General features: G+C 67.9%; 18 protein-coding genes and 1 tRNA gene. 11 read left to right on the top strand and 8 right to left on the bottom strand.

Going from position 1 to position 19,436, the window contains the following annotated elements; all coding sequences use genetic code 11:
- Positions 1-170 precede the first annotated feature (170 nt).
- Entirely contained in the window at positions 171-3,629 is a 3,459-nt protein-coding gene (gene mobF / locus CSX12_RS00185) for a MobF family relaxase (RefSeq protein WP_124896763.1), read from the top strand.
- On the opposite strand, the gene CSX12_RS00180 is transcribed toward mobF, so the two are convergent.
- The 3 genes from CSX12_RS00180 to CSX12_RS00170 all read right to left on the bottom strand — a co-directional run bounded on the left by CSX12_RS00180 (position 3,624) and on the right by CSX12_RS00170 (position 4,966).
- Positions 3,624-4,409 (bottom strand): Fic family protein, encoded by a 786-nt coding sequence (locus CSX12_RS00180; RefSeq protein WP_124894434.1) that lies wholly within the window; start codon positions 4,407-4,409, stop codon positions 3,624-3,626. The two genes, mobF and CSX12_RS00180, sit on opposite strands and share 6 nt — an antisense overlap.
- 16 nt (positions 4,410-4,425) lie before the next feature.
- Positions 4,426-4,632: a hypothetical protein gene (locus tag CSX12_RS00175; protein WP_096145902.1), complete on the bottom strand. Its 207-nt coding sequence runs from the start codon at positions 4,630-4,632 to the stop codon at positions 4,426-4,428.
- 109 nt (positions 4,633-4,741) lie between these two features.
- Positions 4,742-4,966 carry a helix-turn-helix domain-containing protein gene (locus CSX12_RS00170; protein WP_240513601.1) on the bottom strand — a complete coding sequence of 75 codons (225 nt, stop codon included), beginning with the start codon at positions 4,964-4,966 and terminating at the stop codon, positions 4,742-4,744.
- 110 nt (positions 4,967-5,076) lie between these two features.
- On the opposite strand from CSX12_RS00170, the gene CSX12_RS00165 reads away from it, so the two are divergent.
- Together CSX12_RS00165 and CSX12_RS00160 are read left to right on the top strand one after the other, a co-directional pair.
- Positions 5,077-5,637 carry a helix-turn-helix transcriptional regulator gene (locus CSX12_RS00165; protein WP_069600596.1) on the top strand — a complete coding sequence of 187 codons (561 nt, stop codon included), beginning with the start codon at positions 5,077-5,079 and terminating at the stop codon, positions 5,635-5,637.
- Positions 5,638-5,725: 88 nt separating this feature from the next.
- Positions 5,726-6,955: a tyrosine-type recombinase/integrase gene (locus CSX12_RS00160; RefSeq protein WP_164479505.1), complete on the top strand. Its 1,230-nt coding sequence runs from the start codon at positions 5,726-5,728 to the stop codon at positions 6,953-6,955.
- Positions 6,956-7,034: 79 nt separating this feature from the next.
- Here the strand turns inward: CSX12_RS00160 and CSX12_RS00155 are convergent.
- Positions 7,035-7,117 (bottom strand) — tRNA-Leu (locus CSX12_RS00155).
- A gap of 145 nt (positions 7,118-7,262) precedes the next feature.
- Here CSX12_RS00155 and CSX12_RS00150 point away from each other — a divergent pair.
- The 7 genes from CSX12_RS00150 (at position 7,263) to pknB (ending at position 16,207) form a co-directional block, all read left to right on the top strand.
- Complete coding sequence (locus CSX12_RS00150; protein ID WP_017203881.1) at positions 7,263-7,988, top strand: DUF3662 and FHA domain-containing protein; 726 nt, start codon at positions 7,263-7,265, stop codon at positions 7,986-7,988.
- The gene (locus CSX12_RS00145) at positions 7,985-8,500 is read left to right on the top strand and encodes an FHA domain-containing protein (RefSeq protein WP_017203880.1); all 516 of its coding nucleotides are present in this window, start codon (positions 7,985-7,987) and stop codon (positions 8,498-8,500) included. The genes CSX12_RS00150 and CSX12_RS00145 overlap by 4 nt, the downstream gene beginning before the upstream one ends.
- Positions 8,501-8,507: 7 nt before the next feature.
- On the top strand, positions 8,508-9,812 hold the full coding sequence (locus tag CSX12_RS00140; protein WP_017203879.1) for a protein phosphatase 2C domain-containing protein: 1,305 nt from the start codon (positions 8,508-8,510) through the stop codon (positions 9,810-9,812).
- Entirely contained in the window at positions 9,809-11,194 is a 1,386-nt protein-coding gene (locus CSX12_RS00135; protein ID WP_017203878.1) for an FtsW/RodA/SpoVE family cell cycle protein, read from the top strand. The genes CSX12_RS00140 and CSX12_RS00135 overlap by 4 nt, the downstream gene beginning before the upstream one ends.
- Positions 11,195-11,269: 75 nt before the next feature.
- A complete protein-coding gene (locus CSX12_RS00130; RefSeq protein WP_124894433.1) occupies positions 11,270-12,724 on the top strand; it encodes a penicillin-binding transpeptidase domain-containing protein in 1,455 nt (484 codons plus the stop codon).
- The gene (locus CSX12_RS00125) at positions 12,721-14,472 is read left to right on the top strand and encodes a serine/threonine-protein kinase (RefSeq protein WP_225855690.1); all 1,752 of its coding nucleotides are present in this window, start codon (positions 12,721-12,723) and stop codon (positions 14,470-14,472) included. The genes CSX12_RS00130 and CSX12_RS00125 overlap by 4 nt, the downstream gene beginning before the upstream one ends.
- A gap of 43 nt (positions 14,473-14,515) precedes the next feature.
- Complete coding sequence (gene pknB / locus CSX12_RS00120) at positions 14,516-16,207, top strand: Stk1 family PASTA domain-containing Ser/Thr kinase (protein WP_124894432.1); 1,692 nt, start codon at positions 14,516-14,518, stop codon at positions 16,205-16,207.
- A gap of 22 nt (positions 16,208-16,229) precedes the next feature.
- Here the strand turns inward: pknB and CSX12_RS00115 are convergent, their stop codons facing one another.
- Genes CSX12_RS00115 through CSX12_RS00110 form a run of 3 tightly spaced genes read right to left on the bottom strand, consistent with a single transcriptional unit; the run spans position 16,230 to position 17,837 of the window.
- A complete protein-coding gene (locus CSX12_RS00115; RefSeq protein ID WP_026049931.1) occupies positions 16,230-16,862 on the bottom strand; it encodes an aminodeoxychorismate/anthranilate synthase component II in 633 nt (210 codons plus the stop codon).
- Positions 16,859-17,014: a hypothetical protein gene (locus tag CSX12_RS18395; protein WP_017203873.1), complete on the bottom strand. Its 156-nt coding sequence runs from the start codon at positions 17,012-17,014 to the stop codon at positions 16,859-16,861. Before CSX12_RS18395 ends, CSX12_RS00115 begins: the two co-directional genes overlap by 4 nt.
- Before the next feature lie 28 nt (positions 17,015-17,042).
- A complete protein-coding gene (locus tag CSX12_RS00110; protein WP_017203872.1) occupies positions 17,043-17,837 on the bottom strand; it encodes a class E sortase in 795 nt (264 codons plus the stop codon).
- Positions 17,838-17,940: 103 nt separating this feature from the next.
- Between CSX12_RS00110 and CSX12_RS00105 the strand changes: the two genes are divergently transcribed.
- Positions 17,941-18,180 carry a cell division protein CrgA gene (locus CSX12_RS00105; RefSeq protein ID WP_017203871.1) on the top strand — a complete coding sequence of 80 codons (240 nt, stop codon included), beginning with the start codon at positions 17,941-17,943 and terminating at the stop codon, positions 18,178-18,180.
- A 349-nt stretch (positions 18,181-18,529) separates the two neighbouring features.
- Here the strand turns inward: CSX12_RS00105 and CSX12_RS00100 are convergent, their stop codons facing one another.
- Entirely contained in the window at positions 18,530-19,423 is an 894-nt protein-coding gene (locus CSX12_RS00100; RefSeq protein WP_017203870.1) for a rhomboid family intramembrane serine protease, read from the bottom strand.
- Between the last annotated feature and the right edge of the window lie 13 nt (positions 19,424-19,436).

Raw genomic sequence — 19,436 nt, 5'->3', positions numbered from 1 at the left:
GCTGCATTCACGCAGTGTTCACTCGCGGCTCAGAAGCCGTCACCGACTTACGCGAACCTTCCGTGTCGCACAGTGCGATTCTAAGATCGCTCTGCTGACTTCTGAATGAACGTATGCTACCGTGGTAGATAGATAGAGTTTCTAGTTTAGAAACATTGGTGGTGAGAGCGATGCAGGGCGGCGTGATCTTGCTCCGGGGCACCGGGGCTGATGCGCTGCGCTATGTCGAGGCCGACCGCTCGCGTGCTGACGACTACTACCTGTCTGACAGCACCGGGGTTCAGTACGCGGTGCTCGACGCTTCGGGCGAGGCCGTGAGTAGTCGGGTGCTGACCGCTGACGAGTATGCGGGATGGGTGGACTGGATCAATCCGGATACCGGCGAGCAGATGGGAAGGCCTCGCCTCGCGGGGTTGAATCGGCAGGGGTCGCCCCGGTTCGCGGAAATGGTCATCAACACCCCCAAGAGCCTGTCCGTCGCTGCCGCCTTGCATCCCGAGGTATCCAAGGCGCTGGACGCAGCACAGCAGGACGCCCTGGCGGAGATTCAGCGGTGGCTCGCCCAGTACTCCGTGACTCGTGTCGGCCCGCGCGGCAAGCAGGAGGTCGTACCTATTGAGCACATGCAGGTGGTCGGCATCACGCACCGGACGAGCCGGGCCGGTGATCCTCACCGGCATATCCACATGCAGATCGGCGCCCGTGTCTGGGCGGCGGGCAAGTGGCGGGCGCTCGACACGGCGGCGACGTTCCGGCAGCAAGGCGCGATCCGCGCCCTCGGTACTGCCGTGATCGCCGCCAGCCCCGAACTCGCGGAAGTGCTCGACCGTCACGGCCTCCTCCTCGACCCGGTGACTGGCGAAGTCACCGAACTCGAACCGTTCAACGCGCTCATGTCGAAGCGCGGCGAGCAGGTGCGGAAGAACCTGGAACGGCTCGAAGACGAGTGGGAGACGGCGCATCCGGGCGAGACGATGGGGCCGGTCGTCTCATCTCGGCTGACAGCGCAGGCGTGGGCGTATGAGCGCCCCGCGAAGAAGCCCACGACCTTGCGGGAAGAGGAAGCCTGGCTGACCGAGCTCCGCGAGGTCGGCTACGACCCCGAACACCTGGCCCGCATGCCGGCGCGTGTGCCGGTATCACCGGATGAGGTCTCGGTGCAGCGGATCGCATCGCGTGCGCTGGATCGTTGCGCCGCAGCAGAGTCGGCATGGACTCGCCACACCGTGCAGGAACACGCCACCCGCATCATCACCGAGGCGGGCGTGCGTGCCACCCCGCAGGAGTTGCGCGAACTGGTGACCGTTGCAACGACGCTCGCGCTCGAGGATTGCTTCTCGATCCTGCCGCCTGACACCGCTACCCCGGAGCATGTCGCGCACCTCACGAGTTTGCGGGTGGTGCAGGTAGAGACGGAACTGCGCGACCTCATCACCGCCCGAACACCCGACCGCGAGCCGAAACACGGCGACGTGCGCGAGCACGCGGCCGCACTCGGGCAGCAGCTTGACCCTGGCCAGCTCGTCGCGGCCGCAGCGGTCGCCTCGACTGATCCGTTGGTGATCGTGGAGGGCGCCGCAGGCGCGGGCAAGACCACGATGCTCGCCACCGCGATCCGCGCCGCTGAGCAGCGCGGCGGCAGGGTGCGGGTGGTTGCGCCGACCAAGCGTGCCGCCGAGGTCGCGCACCAAGAACTTGGCGTGCCCGCCGAAAGCGTCGCCGCCCTCGTCTACGCGTACGGATGGCGCTGGAACCAGGACGGCGTATGGACACGCCTCGCCCCAGGCGACACCGATCCGATGACTGGCGGAACCTACACCGGCCCACCCCGAGACGCGCAGTTGCGCCGTGGCGAGCGGATCGTCGTGGACGAGGCCGGGATGCTCGACCAAGACACCGCACTCGCCCTGTTCACCGTCACAGCCGAGACGGGCGCAACCCTCGCGCTCGTCGGCGACCGCGCGCAACTGCCCGCAGTCGGCAGGGGCGGCGTGCTCGACATGGCCGCACAACTCAGGGGCCGCACGTTCGACATGGATGAGGTACACCGCTTCACCAACCCCGCCTACGCCGAGGTGACCGTGCAGATGCGCGACCGTCGCAACCCCGGCGAGGTGTTCGACCGGCTGCGCAAGCTCGGGCTGATCCGGCTCCACACCGATGCCGACGAACTGCGCGAAGACCTCGCCACCAGCAGACACGACGGCGACGCCGTCACCGTCGCATCGAATGACGAGGCGGCCCGGCTGAATGATCGCATCCGAGACGAACGCACCCGCGCGGGCATCGTCGACGACACCACCACGACCACCGGCAGCGACAGCCTCAGCATCGGGCGCGGTGATCTGATCCAGACCCGGCAGAACCGCGCCGACCTGGGCGTGGCGAACCGGCAACCGTGGATCGTCCAACGAGTCGAGCAGGATGGGTCGCTCTGGGTGCGTGACGCGCACAGCGACCGCAAACGCGAACACTCAATCCGCCTGCCCGCCGAGTATGTGCGCGAGCACACCCACCTCTCCTATGCCGCGACCGCCTATGGGGTGCAGGGCGTTACCGTGCCCGCCTCACACACCGTCCTCACCGAGCAGATGGGCGGCGCGACCGTCTATGTTGGCATGACCCGCGGCCGAAACGAGAACACCCTGCACGTCGTCGCGGAAAGCATGGCCGACGCCCGAGCGCAGTTCATCGAGGCGATCGAACGCGACCGCGCAGACCGAGGACTCGCCGACGCGACCGAACGCGCGGCCGAAGCGGTGCGCGGCCTCGTCGCTGATGGCCCGGTGAAGCTCGTCAACGACGAGGTTGTCCGACTCCTGCGTGACGCTGAGCGCGCCGAGCGAACGGCCGAGAAGTGGGAGCAGATCGCGGAGCGGCTCGACCAGCAGCAGGCCAACCACCAGGCGGAGGACGAGCAAAGCGCCGAGATGATCCGCGCCGCCGAGACTCACACAGCCCAAGCCCGCGCCGAGGTCGTCGCGGAGTTGGTGCCGCAGGCCGTCGAGGACGGCGAAACCTACCTCACAGCCGTCACCGCCGAGAGCACCACATCGGAACGGCTCGCCACGTCGGGCAGGTTCGGACGGCGCCGAGCGCGACAGGAGTACCAGGCCGCGACCGAGCGCACCCACACGGCACGCGAGCAGGTGCGCGACGCCTGGGGTGTACTACCGCGCCACGGTGACGGCCTCACCGAGTGGGCCACCACCGCTGCCGAGCGGCGTGCCGAGAACGACCCGCGAGTGATCGACGCTGACCGCCGCCTCGCGGATGCGCAGTCTGGGCGGGCGGCGCTCAAAGACCAGCACAACCGCGAACGCCTCACGCTGCTCGCGCGAGAGTTGGGGGTCGAACGGGTGCGTCGTGACCCGATACGAGCACGGTTCATCCGCCCCGACCGCGAAGCCCGCAACGTGCACGCACAGGCGGCGGTGGCGCGGCGCGATGCCGAGGAATTGCGCGCCCTGCCGCCCGAGCAAGCCGCCGCACTGGTCGAAGTGAAGCGTGCAGCGGCAGAGCAGGTCCGGCAGCTTGCCGCTGACCGCGCGCGGCGACTGCGCGGCACGGTCGAGCAGAACCACCCGAGCACAGAGCCACGGCGTGACGGCCCGAGCCTGGGCTTATAGGCCGAGCGAGGGGCCGCTGCGCGGATCACAGGGCGACGCGCCACCGAACGCCTCAGGCGGCTGGAGGTTCCAGCGGCGCTGCCGGGCGGCGTCGAGCGCGCGATCCAACGTCTCCGGGTCGCGCACCGACCGGCGAGTGGTGAAGCCCTGTGCGTGCCCGTCCAGGCTCGCCGTGAGCCGGTCGGAGCGTGCGGCGTCTTCGACGGTGACGAGGTTCGGGCGGATCAGCGCGTCAAGCCCGGAGTGATCTTCCACGATGGCGAGGGTGCGGGCATGGGCGAACACGTCGCCGGGGATCTGCGACCAGTCGATCACCCACCCGGCATCGCGGGCGAGCTGGTTGAAGAAGACATGCTGACTGCGCGTGTTCACGTCACGGAACGGATGGATCGCCGTCGTCTCACCCCACACCCACGCCAGCCCATCCGAGAACGCATCCACGTCCAGGTCGCGCAGGTAGTCGCGCTGGGCGAGCGCACCAAACACGCGCTCCGTCTCGGGAACGATGAACTGCGGGCGGCAATGCGCAATGCCGGTGCCGCCGGGATGGGTGTCGGTGGCGCGAATCTCGCCACCCCAGGAGTACATATCTTGCGTCAGGTAGGCGTGGATCGCTTGCAAGTGCGGCAGATCGTAGCCACCAGCGACGGGGTGCTCGCGTAGCGCACCCATGCGGGCACCGATGAAGTCGGCCTCAGCATCTTTCCAGTCGTCGTAGTCGGTGATGCCGAACGTGTTGACCAGAACATCGCTGCCCGGATAGGTGTACCGATCAGGCATCGCGACGCCGAGCGGTTCAGGCGGTGCGAGCGGCCAGGCGTGCGCGGGTACGGGCGGCGATCACTTCGACAGCCTCGTCCACGGTGATCTCGCCGCGCACCTGGCGGGCCAGAAGCTCCAGCCCCTCGGGGGTCATCTGCTCACCGGCGGTCTGCTGCCCGGCCTGCACCTCAGTGAGCACGCGCTGAACGTGCGCCTCGGATACGCGAGTCTTCGTCGCCATAATGGGGTGCCTCCTTGTGGTCGGCTTCGTGAGTTCAGTCTACGCGGCACGTCCGACAAAGCGCCGGACGACCAGCACGGGAGTGCCGAATCGGCACCACCAGCCCTGTTCACCGCGCAGGGGTGCCGGGAACCGTGGAGTGTGCGTCGTCGCCGTCGAAGATGCGCAGGAACTTCTCTCGTGGAATCACGACCCGCCTGCCGAGCTTCACGGACGGGATCGACCCGTTCTCGATGCTCGCCGTGATCGTGCGGGGATCGACCCCGAGCGCCGCCGCAGCCTCCGCCCGTGTAATGACCGCGTTACGGGAGGCCCGTAAGTCGTCCAATGTCACCGATATGTCTCTCATCGCCCTGCCTGCCGTCCCTAATCAAGAGTCCTGAGTTCCCAATAAAGTACAGTATGGTGCTTGACGAGTCAAGAGCGGGCATGTACGTTCCTAGTATGGAAACAGAACGAGTGCGGGGAAACCCCGCCGGGATCACGCACGAGCACGTCGCCCAGAACCTCCGCACCGCACGCCAGGCCATCGGCATGGACGTGCGCACCGCCGCCCGGCTGATGACCGAGGCGGGCCGAAAGCTCGCCCCGTCGGGGATCAGCAAGATCGAGAACGGCGACCGGCGCGTGGACGTGGACGACCTCACCGCCCTCGCCTACATCCTCCGCACCACACCCGCAGCTCTTCTTACCCCGCTTGCTGAGGCGGTCACGCTGACCGGGGTGCCCGAGTCGTTCCTACCCGAAGAGATACAGGCATGGGTCGCAGGCGCCGTGAAGCTCACCACCGAGGACTTGGTGCGCTACTGGAAAGAGCAACGCTTCCAAGCGATCAACTCGGCGCACTGGGCCGAGGAAATACTCGCCAAGTACGACCGCGGCCAGGTTGGTATCACTCCGCGCGAGGTGTACCAGGAACGCTACGACGTGCAGACCGCCCGCGAGGAACACGCCACCGGCAGGCTGTTGCAACTCGACCCGAACGCCTCACTCGCGTTCGAGTAACGAACCACCACGAGAGAAAGGAGCAAGGTCTATGGCACCAGCCAGTCACCCGCCGCCGGACGAGGCGGCACCGAGCAGCGTTGAGGGGGTGAAGCAGAAGCAGCAGCGACGTTCCCGGTCGCGGCATCAGGGATCGCTGGGCGACTACCAGACCCGCAAGGGGCGACGGTGGAAGTTCCAAATCTATGTGCTGATCGACCCGGAGAAGCCCGAGCTGGGCGAGAAGCGGCTCACCCGTGGCGGGTTCACCGACCTCGAAGAAGCACAGGCCGCGCTCACCGAGGCGCTACGAAAGAAAGCGAGGAACGAGAAGTTCCAGGGCAAGACCCCCACGGTCGGTGTGTACGCCGAGCATTGGATGTCGAGCTTGCGGCTGGCCGATTCCACGATCAAGGGGTATCGGAAGATCATCCGTAACCACATCACCCCCGACCTGGGTCGCATCAGGATCGACAAGCTCACCGCCACCCGCATCGGCTCCCACTACCGGGAGTTGGAAAAGAGCGGGCGCAAGGACGAGTACGGCAAAGGCAAACCACTCTCGGCCAACAGCATCCACAAGGTGCACGTCGTCCTCGGCGCGATCCTCGACGCCGCAATCGACGATGGGCTGATCCAAGTCAACCCGGCAAAGAAGAAGCGCACCGTGAACGCCCCGAAGTCGTCACAGGTTCGAGCGCAGAAACCGGAAATCGTGACCTGGACGGGCGAGCAGCTACAGACGTTCCTCACTTGGAACGAGAAGGAACTGCAAGACGAACTGTTCCCACTGTGGCGACTGATCGCCTACACCGGGATGCGACGCTCCGAAGCTCTCGCGCTCAGATGGAACGACATCAACACCAAGACCGGGCGCATCAGCATCCGGCGAGCGGTGAACACCGAGGACTGGACGACCACCAAGACCACGAAAACGGGCACCGCCCGCGTGATCGACGTGGACGCCGCGACCCTCAAAGTGCTCGCCTCCTACAAGGTCGCCCGCGCCGAAGTGTCGTTCGATTTGGCGAAAGCCGATGCGTATGTGTTCGGTGACGACGAGGGCAAGCTGCGCTCACCCGACGCCATGACGAGCCGCTGGGATCGCCGCATGAACTGGCTCGCCAAGGCACACCCGACGCTGCCCCGCGTGACGATCAAGGGGCTGCGCCACACGCACGCCACACTCCTGCTGGAGCTTGGCGAGCATCCCAAGGTAGTACAGGAGCGCCTGGGGCACTCCACCATCACAACCACGATGAACATCTACAGCCATGTCACCCCGACGATGCAGAAAGCCGCAGCAGACCGCTTCGCGGCCCATCTCGGTGGGGCTTAGCACATATCTCAGCACATGGCACGAAAATGACCCCCAACCCGGTGATCTAAACCCCAGGTCAGAGGCCATTTTCTGTTCGTGCGCGAGGGGGGACTTGAACCCCCACGTCCTTACGGACACTGGCACCTGAAGCCAGCGCGTCTACCATTCCGCCACTCGCGCGAGTCGTCTCGTTCCGAGGAACTCAACTTCCCAAAGATATCATGCGTTTTCGGCCTCGTTGCACACTCGACGGGGGTCATCGGCGGCGTTCCCCCAGGACACCTGGCTACGATGTCCCTACCAGCCGGCATGCCAGAGGAGCCCAGTGGGACTACTTGACAGCTTTGAGAAGGGTCTCGAGCGCGCAGTCAACAGCGCGTTCGCCAAGACCTTCCGCAGCGGCATCCAGCCTGTGGAGATCGCTTCGGCGCTGCGGCGCGAGGCCGACACGAAGGCGGCCGTGGTCAGCCGCGACCGCATCATCGCCCCCAACAGCTACGTCGTGCGCCTCAGTGCCGACGACTCGGAGCGGATGCGCGGCCTGGGCGGTGCGCTGACCGACGAACTGCACGCGCTCCTCACCAAGCACGCCAAGGCGCAGGGCTACAGCTTCGCGGGACCGCTGTCGATCACGCTCGAAGCCGACGAGAAGGTCGCCACCGGCACCGTGCGGGTGAACTCGGGCACGGTCGAGGGCCGGGTCAGCTGGCAGGCCGTGGTCGACGTCGACGGCCGCCGTCACTCCATCTCGCGAGCGCGAACGGTGATCGGGCGCGGGTCCGACGCCGACATCACGATCGCGGATGCAGGGTCGAGCCGCAAGCACGTCGAGATCCTCTGGGACGGCGAGCGCGCCATGATGCGCGACCTCGGATCGACCAACGGCACGAAGGTCAACGGGCAGAAGCTCCGCGAAGCCGCCCTCCCCAACGACACGACCATCACGATCGGGCGCACCGATCTGGTCTTCCGGATCGTCCCCGTCGCGACGCCGTCCCGCCCGGCCTCGCGCGGCGACGACGCCACCCGAGCGTTCGGAGCCCTCGGTTGAGTGAACTGATCCTCCTCCTGCTGCGCGTCGGGTTCCTCATCCTGATGTGGTTCTTCGTGTTCGGGGTCGTCTACTCGCTGCGCGCCGACCTGTTCGGCGTCCGCGTGCGCAAGCTCCCGGCAGAGGCCACCGCGGGCGCTCCGGCTCCCGCTCCCGCCGCAGCTCCCGCGGCGAAGCCGTCGCCTTCCCGTCCGTCCAGCGGCCCGGCCACCGTCGCCACCGCCAAGCGGCTCGTGATCACCTCGGGCCCGAAGGCCGGTCTCGAGCTGCCGCTCAGCGCCGACTCCCTCACGATCGGACGCTCCAGCGAGTCGGCCCTGGTGATCCGCGACGACTACACCTCCAGCCACCACGCCCGACTGATGCTGCGCGGCGACAGCTGGGCGATCCAGGACCTCGACTCCACGAACGGCACCTTCGTCGCGGGGCAGCGCGTCGGCTCCTCGCCCGTGACGCTCTCGCTCGGGACCCCCATCAAGGTGGGCGCCACGACCTTCGAGCTGCGAGCCTGACACCGGCATGGTCTTCGAGGGCTCGAGCGTCGCGATCTCCCACACCGGGAAGGTCCGCTCCAACAATCAGGACTCCGGGTACTCCGGAGCGAACCTGTTCGTCGTCGCCGACGGCATGGGCGGCCACGCGGGCGGCGACGTCGCCTCCAGCATCGCGATCCAGCGGCTGGAGCCGCTCGACCAGGCCTACTCCTCCACGGAGGATGCGCAGGCGGCCTTGCAGGCGGCGGCGACGACGGCAGCGGGCGACCTCATCCGCGCCGCCAAGGACCGCCCGGAGCTGGCCGGCCTCGGCACCACCCTCAGCGCGATCATCATGGTCGACGAGTACGCGGTCATCGGCCACATCGGCGACTCGCGCATCTACCTGTACCGCGACGACGCGCTGACCCAGATCACCGCCGACCACACGTTCGTGCAGCGTCTGGTCGACTCCGGCCGCATCACGCCGGAGGAAGCGCGCTACCACCCGCGTCGCTCCGTGCTGATGCGGGTGCTCAGCGACATGGACTCGGACCCCGAGCTCGACATGTTCGTCATGCACACGCAGCCCGGCGACCGCTGGCTGCTGTGCTCCGACGGCCTGTCCGGTGTGGTCGACGAGCCCCACATCCTCAAGGCCATGCAGCTCGGCCTCGCCCCTGGTCGCACGGCCGACAACCTGCTCAAGCAGGCCCTCGACGGCGGCGCCCCCGACAACGTCACGATCGTCCTGGTCGACGTCGGCGGGCAGCACCCGATCCACTCGGGCACCCCGACCATCGTCGGCTCGGCCTCGAACCCCGACGGCGTCTACGTGCCTCCTGTGCGGCCGCCGCGCTCCAGCTGGCTGCACCCGGTGCGGCAGGCAGCGAACGAACCCAGCCACTTCGAGCCGGCGCCGGAGTACCTCGAGGAGCTCATCGAAGAGGACCGCCGCCGCGCCAAGCGCCGCCGGCTGGGCTGGATCGCCGGAGCGCTCGTGGTCGTCGCCATGCTCGCCTTCGCGGCCTTCGCCGCCTACAGCTGGACGCAGACGCGCTACTTCATCGGCGCGGATGAGGACAGCGTGGTGATCTTCCAGGGCGTGCAGCAGAACATCGGCCCGATCACCCTCTCCACGCCGGTGGAGGACACCGAGATCCTCCTCGCGAACCTGCCGCCGTATCAGCGGGCCTCGGTCGAGCGCACCATCACCGCGCGCTCGCTGTCCGACGCGATGGCGATCGTGGACCGACTCCGCGCCGGTGCCGACGCGAACGTGATCGAGCAGACCCCGCTGCCGACCCCGGTGCCCACTCCGAGCGAGACGCCCGCCGGAGGTGAGGGATGAGCACCGACGTGCAGGCCGACACCACCGTCATCAAGGCGCTCCGACGCCTTCGCATGCCGCAGACCCAGCGCAACCGCGAGTTCTGGCTCCTCCTGTTCGCCTGCGCGATCAGCGGTGCGGCCCTGACCCTCGTGCAGCTCGGCGCCCTCGGCGTGATCGACCCGATGATCCTCGCGATCGGCGGCGGTCTCGCAGCCCTCGCGTTCGCCCTGCACATCGTGCTGCGCTTCGTGGCCTCCGACGCCGACCCGTTCGTGGTGCCGATCGCGACGCTGCTCACCGGCCTCGGCATCGCGATGATCTACCGGATCGACATCGCATTCAAGAACACGGGCTGGAACGCGTACTCCACCAAGCAGCTGGCCTGGACCGCGATCTCCCTCGCCGGCGCGATCGTCGTCGTGATCCTGCTGCGCAACTACCGCGTGCTGTTCCGGTACACGTACATCTTCGGCCTCGCCGGAATCCTGCTCCTGCTGCTCCCGTTCATCCCCGGACTGCGGATCCCCGACGCGAACGCCGCGGTCTGGGTCTCGCTGGGCGGCGTGTTCGCGTTCCAGCCCGGCGAGCTCGCCAAGATCTGCCTCGCGATCTTCTTCGCCGGGTACCTGGTCCGCACGCGCGAGAGCCTCACCTCCGTCGGCAAGAAGGTCCTCGGGATCACGTGGCCGCGCATGCGGGAGCTCGGGCCCGTGCTCGTCGTCTGGATCATCTCGCTCGGCATCATCGTCTTCCAGCGCGACCTCGGCACCGGAACGCTCATCTTCGGGATGTTCGTGGCGATGCTCTACGTCGCCACCGGCAAGACGAGCTGGGTGCTCATCGGTCTGACCCTCGTGGTCGCCGGCGTCGCGGTCGCGACGCAGATCCTCAGCTACGTGCACGGCCGCTTCATCAACTGGCTCTTCCTCTTCGACGCGAACCAGGTGGATCCGGACGGCGCGGGCTACCAGCCCATGCAGGGTCTGTTCGGCCTGGCCCGCGGTGGACTCATCGGGACCGGCTGGGGACAGGGCCGCCCCGAGGTGACCCCGCTCGCGCACAGCGACTACATCATCACGAGCCTGGGCGAGGAGCTCGGCCTGATCGGGCTGTTCGCCATCCTCTGCCTGTACATGGTGTTCGTCAGCCGCGGCATGCGCATCGGCCTCGCCGGTCAGGACGACTTCGGCAAGCTGCTCGCGACCGGCCTGTCGTTCACGATCGCGCTGCAGGTGTTCATCATGGTCGGCGGAGTGACCCGTGTGATCCCCCTGACGGGTCTGACCACACCGTTCCTCGCGGCCGGTGGCTCCTCCCTCGTGGCCAACTGGCTCATCGTGGCGCTGCTGCTGCGCATCTCCGACGGCGTCCGTCGCCAACCGCGGGTGGTGATCGGCTGACATGACCACCTTTTCGACTCGTCGCTTCGCTCCTCGCTCAGTGACCGCCGCGCACTCCGCCCGAGGGGGCGTCGCATGACCAAAGAGCTCCGCCGCCTCAGCATCGTGATGCTGTTCATGTTCCTCGCGCTGTTCGCCGCGACCAGCTGGATCCAGGTCGTCGAGGCCGACAGCCTGGCGCAGAACACCCACAACAAGCGCACCCGGCTCGACAGCTACGAGATCCAGCGCGGCTCGATCATCGTCGACGGGGTGGCCATCGCGAACTCGGTCCCCAGCGACGATCAGTACCAGTTCCAGCGCGTCTACGCCGATGCGCCGATGTGGGAGCCCGTGACGGGCTACTTCAACCCGGCGCTCGACTCCCGCACCGGCATCGAGAAGGCGATGAACGCCGACCTGTCCGGCACGGGGGCGAACGCTTTCCTCGGCGAGGTGGAGCGCATCCTCTCCGGCCAGCCCCAGCGCGGCTTCAGCGTCGAGCTCTCGCTCGACACCGCCGCCCAGAAGGCCGCGTACGAGGCGCTCGACGGTCTGCAGGGCGCCGTCGTCGCGATGGACCCCAAGACCGGACGCATCCTGGCGATGGTGTCGACGCCCGGCTTCGACACGAACACCATGGCGACCCACGACGCCGACGCCGCCAACGCGACCTACGATCAGCTCGTCGCCGACCCGGGCAAGCCGCTGTCGAACCGCGCGATCGCCGGCGACCTCAACCCTCCCGGCTCCACGTTCAAGGTGGTCGTCGCCGCTGCGGCATACGCCACCGGCGACTGGAACCCGCAGTCCACGCTGCCGAACCCCGTGTCGTACGCGCTTCCGGGCTCGTCGAACCGTGTCTCCAACGCGTGGGGCGGCACCTGCGGTCCCGGCGAGACCGTCACGATCGCGGAGGCCATCCGCCTCAGCTGCAACATCCCGATGGCCGAGCTGGCCGTCGCGCTCGGCGACGACACGATCCGCGAGATGGCGGAGAAGATGGGTTTCAACAAGTCCTTCGAGACTCCTCTCACCTCGACGCCGTCGAGCTACCCGCGCGCCCTCGACGACGCGCAGACCGCGCTGACGGGCTTCGGACAGGGTCAGGTGACCGCGACGCCGCTGCAGATGGCGATGGTGTCGGCCGGCCTCGCGAACGACGGCGTGGTGATGAATCCCCGCATGGTGGACGCGGTGATCGGCAACGATCTGTCGGTCATCAAGGCGTTCGAGAACAGCGAGTTCGGCCGCGCGATGGAGCCGGATGTGGCGAACGACGTCACCGCCGCGATGGTCGCGAGCGTCGCAACGGGCGCAGCCCAGGGTGCAAGAATAGACGGGATCGACGTGGCCGGTAAGACGGGCACCGCAGAGAACGGAAACAGGCCGCACACGTTGTGGTTCACCGGCTTCGCGCCGGCGAACGACCCCGCGGTCGCAGTAGCGGTCGTCGTCGAAGACGGCGGCGGACAGGGACAATCAGGCAGCGGCGACACCATCGCCGCTCCGATTGCGAAGAAGGTCATAGAGGCGGTGCTGGGCAGATGAGGCCGACGCAGGGTGTGTCGTTCGGTGGTCGTTACGAGCTGCAGTCGCGTATCGCGATCGGTGGCATGGGCGAGGTGTGGGAAGCGACGGATCACGTCATCGGACGTACCGTCGCGATCAAGATCCTCAAGGACGAGTACATGGGGGACCCCGGGTTCCTCGAGCGGTTCCGCGCCGAGGCTCGGCACGCCGCTCTCGTCAACCATGAGGGCATCGCCAGCGTGTTCGACTACGGCGAGGAGAACGGCAGCGCCTACCTCGTCATGGAGCTCGTCCCCGGCGAGGCACTGTCGACCGTGCTCGAGCGTGACGGTGCGCTGAGCGCCGACAAGACGCTGGACATCGTCGCCCAGACGGCATCCGCCCTGCAGGCCGCGCACGCCGCCGGTCTCGTGCACCGCGACATCAAGCCGGGAAACCTGCTGATCACGCCCGACGGGCGCGTGAAGATCACCGACTTCGGCATCGCCCGCATCGCCGACCAGGTGCCGCTGACCGCGACCGGCCAGGTCATGGGCACCGTGCAGTACCTCTCGCCCGAGCAGGCGTCAGGCCACCCGGCATCTCCCGCCACCGACACCTACTCGCTCGGCATCGTCGCGTACGAGTGCCTCGCGGGCAAGCGCCCCTTCACCGGCGAGTCCCAGGTGGCCATCGCGATGGCGCAGATCAACGAGCAGCCGCCGCCGCTGCCGCCGACGGTGCCGATCCCGGTGCAGAACCTCGTGATGGCGATGATCGCGAAGAAGCCGGGCGACCGTCCGTCCTCCTCCGCGACCGTCGCGCGCGCCGCACAGGCCCTGCGCCGCGGCGACCTGAACTCCGCCGCGATCGCCGTGCCCGCCATCGCGACCGGCGGCATCGCCGGCGACGACGACGCGACCCGCATGCTCACGTCCTCCGGCGCGGACGGCACGACGCGCATCCTCCCCACCACGGCGCAGCTCCCGGCCGGTGAGGCCGCCCTCGCCGAGGAGGAGAAGAAGAAGAAGAAGCGCAGCCCCTGGACGTGGCCGCTGATCGCTCTGATCGTACTGCTCGTGATCGTGCTCGGCGGGGCGCTCTTGGCGCTCCTGAACCAGGGTGGCAACGACGACGAGCCCACGGCCACGCCGCCGGCGACGACCGCGAGCCGGACTCCCTCGAACACCCCGACACCGGAGCCGACCCCTGAGGTCACCAGGGTCAACGTCAGCGCCCTGAACCTCGTGGGCATGGACTGCGGGACGGCCACGACCACGCTCCAGAACGCCGGCTTCGTCAACAGCGAGATCACCTGCCCCGAGGGCGACCCCGCGCCCTCGGACGCCGAGGTGGGCACGGTCTACAACGTCGTGCCGCAGGGCAACGTGGAGACGACGACGCCGATCACCCTCACGATCTACGCCGCACGCGCCGCCATCCCGACGCCGACCGACGCCCCCACCATCACGGGTGACCCGGTCGCGGGCAGCACGGTCACGATCTCCTGGGGCACCGGTTTCACGTGCCCCAGCGGAACGACGCTCTCCGGATACGTCGTGTCGGTCCAGAACGGGACGTTCGTGTCGGGCGGTCCGAACTTCCAGCCGACCCAGCGCAACACGCAGATCAAGGTCGCGGACGCTCCGGGACAGCAGCTGCTCGTCACCTACCAGGGCATGTGCTCGGGCGGCGACCAGCGCACCTCCGCCGCCTCGCCGGCGCTCTCGGTCCCGATCACCGCCGCACCCGACCCCGGTGACGGCGAGGCCGACACCGAAGGGTAACCTTTAGATCCAGTCATTCACCGCAGTTCCAGGGGGGTCGTACGTGTCCACAGAGCCACGAGTCATCGCGGGGCGATACCGCGTCGACGAGCTCATCGGGCACGGCGGGATGGCGAAGGTGTATCGCGGATACGACCTGACCCTGGGGCGTGAGGTCGCGATCAAGATCCTCGACCGGGAGCTGGCGCGGGACACGGCCTTCCGCACGCGCTTCCGGCTGGAGGCGCAGGCGGCTTCCCGCATGTCGCATCCGTCGATCGTGCGCGTGTACGACGCCGGGGACCCCTCCGCGATCGACAGCTCCTCCGACGAGCCGCCGTACATCGTGATGGAGCTGGTCAAGGGCACCCTGCTCAAGGACATCATCGCCGCTGGGCCGGTGCCGGTCGCCGATGCCGTCCGCTACGTCGACGGCATCCTCGAGGCGCTCGACTACTCGCACCGCGCGGGCGTCGTGCACCGCGACATCAAGCCGGGCAACGTGATGGTGACCGACAAGGGTCAGGTCAAGGTGATGGACTTCGGCATCGCCCGCGCCGTCTCCGACTCCTCCTCGACCGTCGCGGAGACCACGCAGATCATCGGCACCGCCGCGTACTTCTCGCCCGAGCAGGCCAAGGGCGAGCCCGTCGACGCCCGCGCCGACCTGTACTCCACCGGTGTGGTCCTCTACGAGCTGCTCACCGGTCGTCAGCCGTTCCGCGGCGAGTCCCCCGTCGCCGTCGCCTACCAGCACGTCAGTGAGACGCCGGTCCCGCCGACCGAGGTGAACGAGGATGCGCCGGGTGCCCTCGACCCGATCGTGCTGCGCGCGCTCGCGAAGGACCCCTACCAGCGCTACCCGGATGCCGCGCACTTCCGCGCGGCCCTGGACGCCGCCGTCACCGGGAACGCGCCGACTCGCAAGCAGCTGGGCGCGCTCACGAGCGAGCTGTACGGCCCGAGCCCGCGCCAGGCGCAGGAGACCGCGCGCTCGCTGCGTCAGCTCAGCACCGACACGACCATGACGCGGACGCAGTCGGGCCCGCCCGTCGCCTGGATCTGGGCCGGCGTCGCACTGCTCGCCGTGCTTCTGGCGTCCGTGGTGTTCTGGGTGTTCACGATCAGCATGCGTCCGCCCGAGGTTCCGAACTCCGCGCGGATCATGCCGGACCTCGTGAACGTCTCCTCCGAACGTGCGCTGGACGACCTGGCGAAGCTCGACATGACCGCGAAGGTCGTGATCGAGTCGAGCACGGATATCGCCGAAGGCAATGTCATCAGCACCGACCCCGAGGCCGGTGTCTCCGTCGAAGAGGGTTCGACGGTCACACTGCATGTCTCCTCGGGCGAGGAGACGGTGGTGATGCCGAAGATCGAGGGGATGTCCCTGGATGCCGCGACGAATGCGCTGAAGTCGGCCGGGCTCTCGCTCGGCACCGTCATCCCCCGCAACGACAAGGGTCTGGCCGCGAACACCGTGATCTCCGCGAGCGAGGACGCCGACGCCGAACTCGCACCCGGAACGGTGGTCAACCTGGTGGTCGCCAGCGGCAAGGTGACTCTCACGAACCTCGTGGGGTGGACCGTCGATGCGGCGTCGACCAACCTCTCGGATCTCGGACTGACACCGGTCCCCGTCGAGCAGGGCGACTGCCCCGCCACCGAGCCGCCGACCGTCCACTCGATGTCGTCGGCGCCCGGTGACGTGCCCGTCGGCACGTCCGTCGAGCTGCGTTACTGCACGGGGGAGTAGTCGCGCGGCCGGCGCTCGGCGGTCACTGCGACAGCGGGTGCAGATTCCGGGCGCGTGCCACCGCATCCTCGTCGCCGACCAGTCGCAGCCAGTTGGCCAGCAGGCGGTAGCCGCCTTCGGTGAGCACGCTCTCGGGGTGGAACTGCACCCCGAGCAGAGGCAGCTCCCGGTGGGCGAGGGCCATCACCGTGCCGTCCTCGGTCCGGGCCGTGACGACGACCTCGGACGGCAGGTCCTCTTCCGCGAGGGCCAGCGAGTGATAGCGCCCCGCCGCGAACGGGGTGGGGATGCCGTCGAACAGGGCGGAGCCGTCGTGGGTGACACGGGAGACCATGCCGTGCATGAGCTCGGACGCCGCCGTCACCGGGGTGCCGAGCGCTGCGCCGATGGTCTGGTGCCCCAGGCACACCCCGAGCGTCGGCGTGCGCAGCCGAGCGGCGATGCGCACCGCGTCGAGAGAGGCGCCCGCATCGACCGGTGCGCCCGGTCCGGGGGAGAGCAGGAGCGCGTCGTATCCGGCCAGCATGCGCTCGAGCTCGGCGGCGTCGGTGGCATCGGCCTCGACGATCGTGGTCTCGGCGCCGAGTTCGTGGAGGTAGCCGACGAGCGTGTGCACGAAGCTGTCGTGGTTGTCGACCACGAGGACCCGTGTCATTCGACGTCGACCTCGCCGGGGGCGATGATCGGGCTCAGCCACGGGAAGACGTACCAGAACAGGCCGTACAGCACGGCAGCGATGACGATCACGAGGATGAGGACGCGCACCCACCACGGTCCGGGCAGCAGGCGCCAGAGTGCGGCGTACATCAGACTTCTCCCTTGTCGGCGTGCACGGTCATACGGAGGGCGCTGCCGGCGGAGGCGGCGTCTCGGTCAGGGCGGTGGGCGGTCCTTCGGCCCGGGGCTGGAAGCTCTCGAACACCCCGTAGGCGACGATGCGCTCGGCGAGGGAGTACAGCGGCGAGCAGGCGGTGAGCGTGATGAACTGCTCGCCGGTCTGCTGCGTGGGCATCTGCGGCACGTCGGCCAGCACGTCCGTCTGCGTCGGTTTCACGTACTCGAGCGTGCGGAACCGATACGTGTACCAGCCGTCCGGAGTCTCCACGACGATCGCGTCGCCGATCTGCAGCTTGTCGAGCTGGTTGAACGGCTTGCCCCAGGTGGTGCGATGACCCGCCATCGAGAAGTTGCCGACCTCGCCGGGCATCTTCGAGTTGGTGTAGACCCCGATCCCCTTCTGGTCGAGCGTGCGCGCACGGCTCGTGCCGCCGTAGATCCCGAAGTTGTAGTCCGCGCCGAAGCGGGGGATGTGCATCTGTCCGAACCACTCGCCATCCGCCGGTGCGGCCGGCACCGGCGGCACATATGCGGTCGTGCCGTCGTCGCCCTCGACCACCGGTGGCAGCGCGGGCGGCTCGGCCTGTGCGAGCTGCTGCGAGATCGCCGCGCCCTCGTCGTTCTTCTGAGCGGCGATGATGATGTCGCCGATCCACATCTGCCAGGCGACGAACAGCAGCACCAGCACGCCCGCGGTGAGAAGGAGCTCGCCGAGAACGCTCGCGAACGTGGCGCGTGAGCGGGGCCGCTCTCGCCGCCGACGTCGCCCCCCAGGCACGACGGATGCAGTCATGCGGCGATCATATCCGGGAACGCTGAGCGGATGGCGAAGTGCCAGGGCGCAGCGCGGCACCGGGACCTCGGCGAGGGACAGGTGTCATGGGTACAATGACGGAATGGCACGTGACCGCAACAGTGAAGAACCCGTCGTCGAGCGCGCCGAAGGCGAGGCAGCTCCCAACGCCGTGTGGTTCAAGCCGGTGATGATCGGATTCATGCTCCTCGGGCTGGCCTGGATCCTCGTCTTCTACATCTCGGGCATGCAGTTCCCGATCCCGGGTCTCGACAACTGGAACCTGGCCATCGGTCTCGGCATCGCCCTGATCGGCTTCCTGATGACCACCCGCTGGCGCTGACCCCCAGACCTCAAAGGCCCTCTCGCGATGCGAGGGGGCCTTTCGCATACCCACAGCGAGGTATGCACGCCAAGGCAGCGGGTTCGCACGCACGCAAGGGAGCGGGGTTGTTCCCGGCGCGAACATCGGGAGGGACCCGCGACCTACCCCACCAGGTTGAAGGACGCAGACGGCTTCCCGGAGCGAGCATCGGGAGGGGCCCGCGAAGCGGGAGGGAACCCGCTCTGCGAGCGAAGGGAAGTCGTCTGCGTCCGTTCCCGACGAACTTATCCACAGATCTATCCCCAGCCTGGGGAGAATTACACCGGTGTTATTCACAGGGGTTAACAACCCTGTTACCAACTCGGGATCAGGACAAAAGAAGCAGCGGCGGCACGAATGCGACGATGACGATCAACAGGACCACCACTGCGGCGAGAAGCACGATCTGCCAGGTGCGCTGATCTCGTCGCTTCGTGCGCGTGTAGATGAGCGCGACCAGGGCGCCGACGATCGCCCCGCCGAGGTGCGCCTGCCACGCGATGTTCCCGATGAAGAAGCCCAGGGCGAAGTTGATGCCGAGGATCACCAGAAGACCGGAGACGTTCGCTCCGATGTGACGCCCGATGATCAGCAGAGCCGCCATCAGGCCGAAGATCGCCCCCGAGGCGCCCACCGTCGCGGTGGTCGGGGCGAGGCAGGCGACCATCACCGAACCCCCCAGGCCGCTGATGAGGTAGATCGCGAGGAAGCGGGCCCGACCGAGGAGCGGCTCGAGGCTCTGCCCGAGCATCCACAGGGCGAGCATGTTCAGCGCGAGGTGGATGAACCCGCCGTGCACGAACATCGCGGTGAGCAGTCGCCACGGCTCGAACGGGAGGATGGAGAGGTTCGGGTAGAGATACGGAGCGGCGAACAGCAGCTGCGAGGTGATCTCCTGACCGATGCCGGGGATCAGCTGCACCAGTCCGATGAAGGACGTGATGGCGAGCAGCGCATACGTGACGACCGGTTTGCCGCTGCGGACGGCGGTCATCGTCGTGCCGCTGCGAGAGCCCCAGCGGCGCGCGGCCTTCTTCTGGGCCGGCGTGCGGTTCTTGCGCTCGGCGTTCATGCACTCCGGGCAGATGACGCCGACTGCTGCCTGCGTCTGGCACTCGGGGCAGATGGTGCGCATGCACCGCTGGCAGAGCACGAAGCTCTGCCGATCCGGATGCCGGTAGCAGAAGTTGTCGCGATTGCTCGTGAACTCAGGCGTGGTCATCCGGATCGGCCGC

Origin of the sequence: Microbacterium sp. Y-01 (assembly GCF_003856715.1) — a bacterium.
In the GTDB taxonomy this organism is placed as follows: Bacteria; Actinomycetota; Actinomycetes; order Actinomycetales; family Microbacteriaceae; genus Microbacterium; species Microbacterium algeriense.
Note: the sequence above shows the minus strand (reverse complement) of the source record. Positions and strands in the feature narration are given on the sequence as shown.

Bases quoted from the DNA above. Each gene is read 5' to 3' on its own strand.
- mobF (WP_124896763.1), top strand. From the start codon at position 171: ATGCAGGGCGGCGTGATCTTGCTCCGGGGCACCGGGGCTGATGCGCTG.
- CSX12_RS00180 (WP_124894434.1), bottom strand. From the start codon at position 4,409: ATGCCTGATCGGTACACCTATCCGGGCAGCGATGTTCTGGTCAACACG.
- CSX12_RS00175 (WP_096145902.1), bottom strand. From the start codon at position 4,632: ATGGCGACGAAGACTCGCGTATCCGAGGCGCACGTTCAGCGCGTGCTC.
- CSX12_RS00165 (WP_069600596.1), top strand. From the start codon at position 5,077: ATGGAAACAGAACGAGTGCGGGGAAACCCCGCCGGGATCACGCACGAG.
- CSX12_RS00140 (WP_017203879.1), top strand. From the start codon at position 8,508: ATGGTCTTCGAGGGCTCGAGCGTCGCGATCTCCCACACCGGGAAGGTC.
- CSX12_RS00135 (WP_017203878.1), top strand. From the start codon at position 9,809: ATGAGCACCGACGTGCAGGCCGACACCACCGTCATCAAGGCGCTCCGA.
- CSX12_RS00130 (WP_124894433.1), top strand. From the start codon at position 11,270: ATGACCAAAGAGCTCCGCCGCCTCAGCATCGTGATGCTGTTCATGTTC.
- CSX12_RS00125 (WP_225855690.1), top strand. From the start codon at position 12,721: ATGAGGCCGACGCAGGGTGTGTCGTTCGGTGGTCGTTACGAGCTGCAG.
- CSX12_RS00115 (WP_026049931.1), bottom strand. From the start codon at position 16,862: ATGACACGGGTCCTCGTGGTCGACAACCACGACAGCTTCGTGCACACG.
- CSX12_RS18395 (WP_017203873.1), bottom strand. From the start codon at position 17,014: ATGTACGCCGCACTCTGGCGCCTGCTGCCCGGACCGTGGTGGGTGCGC.
- CSX12_RS00110 (WP_017203872.1), bottom strand. From the start codon at position 17,837: ATGACTGCATCCGTCGTGCCTGGGGGGCGACGTCGGCGGCGAGAGCGG.
- CSX12_RS00105 (WP_017203871.1), top strand. From the start codon at position 17,941: ATGGCACGTGACCGCAACAGTGAAGAACCCGTCGTCGAGCGCGCCGAA.
- CSX12_RS00100 (WP_017203870.1), bottom strand. From the start codon at position 19,423: ATGACCACGCCTGAGTTCACGAGCAATCGCGACAACTTCTGCTACCGG.